Raw genomic sequence first — 1,420 nt, forward strand, 5'->3', positions numbered from 1 at the left:
TGTACCTCCCTAAATAGCGTTGACCGTTTGGTTCAACATTCATTAAGTATTTCCATCGGGCAATCATGAGCCAGAGGTTCTTCTCTTGGGCAAACTTCGTAGGGGCTCGACGCCCCTTCGAAGTTTTTCTTTCCTTCGGTATAAACAATCACCGTCGGTCTTTCTTGGGCAGATAAATGTACTAATTTTTGATAAAATCCCATAGGAGTAAATTTCATTTTGAAAGCTCTGTGTAGTCTTTTTGTATTGTAGTGTTCAACTGCTTTTCCCACTTTTTTCTTCAGGTCTTTTAAGTCCTTAATCTGCCATCTTTTGAGGTATTCATTTTTAATAATTCCGTTGATTCGTTCAGCATAAGGGTTTTCCCATGCAACTGTTCCCATACTGATGTGAATATGGTTTTCTTTTAGTAAACAGGTATATTCCTTACTACTATACTGGGATCCTCTGTCTGAATGATGGATCAAGCCCCAAGACTGGTAATTCATTATCTTGAGAGCCATTTTCATAGCCGCTATATTTCCTTCTGTCCTCAGATGTTCGTTGACTGCATATCCTACTACCAATCTGGTATAAACGTCAATGATAAACACCAAATAATAATGCTCACCGTTTAAGTGAAAATAGGTTATATCGCTTTGGATTACCTGAAATGGTCTTTTTATTCCCATCCCCTCTATCAGGTTGGGATAAATATAAGCCCCGCTATAAGTAGTTCTATGATAATTACTTACACGTTTGACTCCATAACCTAATTCCATGAAAATCTCACAGAACTGATCCCTACCCATAAAGGATGGGCGCAATGTATAATACATCTTTTCAACACCACAACCAGGGTGTTCTTCCTTGAGCTGATCTGCTAAGATTACCAATTCGGAAACCTCAAGATCAAAGGCTTCCTGTCTTTTCTTAGCCTGATGAACAGCTTGCTTGCTCACGCCTACGACCTCGTAAAGTGAATTGAGTGAATAAGTCATAGCTTGTCGGTTGTCTTGGAACCACCAGAGTGTGGGGTGTTGGAGTTTTTTTTAATATCAATCGAATAGTTCTCCTTGACCAGATCAATCATCTTCTCTAAGTAATCAATCATAATCTGCTTCTGACCTACTGCGCGTTCCAATTCCTTGACCTTTTCTTCCAGTTCCTTTAGCTTGTTTGTCTGACTATCTTTCATCTCAACTATCCTAACATTTTTTTCATTATACGTCGAATACTTGTAAATCCAATTGTAAAGAATACCATTTCTAATATTATAAAAACGCTCCATCTGTACAACGGACATTACTCCTTTCTCATAATCATCAACCAATTTACGTTTAAACTCTTCAGAAAATCTCCTTTGGGAATTAATCCTTTTTCCAGTCTTTAACATCTAATTTAAGGGTTAAAAACGGTCAACCTATTTCAGGGAATGACA

2 protein-coding genes are annotated in these 1,420 nt (G+C 37.9%); both read right to left on the reverse strand.

Going from position 1 to position 1,420, the window contains the following annotated elements:
• Positions 1 to 32: 32 nt before the first annotated feature.
• Complete coding sequence (locus tag IEV57_RS19225; RefSeq protein ID WP_188444655.1) at positions 33 to 980, reverse strand: IS3 family transposase; 948 nt, start codon at positions 978 to 980, stop codon at positions 33 to 35.
• Positions 977 to 1,375, reverse strand: a complete 399-nt coding sequence (locus tag IEV57_RS19230; protein ID WP_188444656.1) for a transposase — start codon at positions 1,373 to 1,375, stop codon at positions 977 to 979. Before IEV57_RS19230 ends, IEV57_RS19225 begins: the two co-directional genes overlap by 4 nt.
• Positions 1,376 to 1,420: the final 45 nt, after the last annotated feature.

Source organism: Belliella aquatica (assembly GCF_014637795.1).
GTDB lineage: Bacteria > Bacteroidota > Bacteroidia > Cytophagales > Cyclobacteriaceae > Belliella > Belliella aquatica.

Bases quoted from the DNA above. Each gene is read 5' to 3' on its own strand.
- IEV57_RS19230 (WP_188444656.1), bottom strand. From the start codon at position 1,375: ATGTTAAAGACTGGAAAAAGGATTAATTCCCAAAGGAGATTTTCTGAA.
- IEV57_RS19225 (WP_188444655.1), bottom strand. From the start codon at position 980: ATGACTTATTCACTCAATTCACTTTACGAGGTCGTAGGCGTGAGCAAG.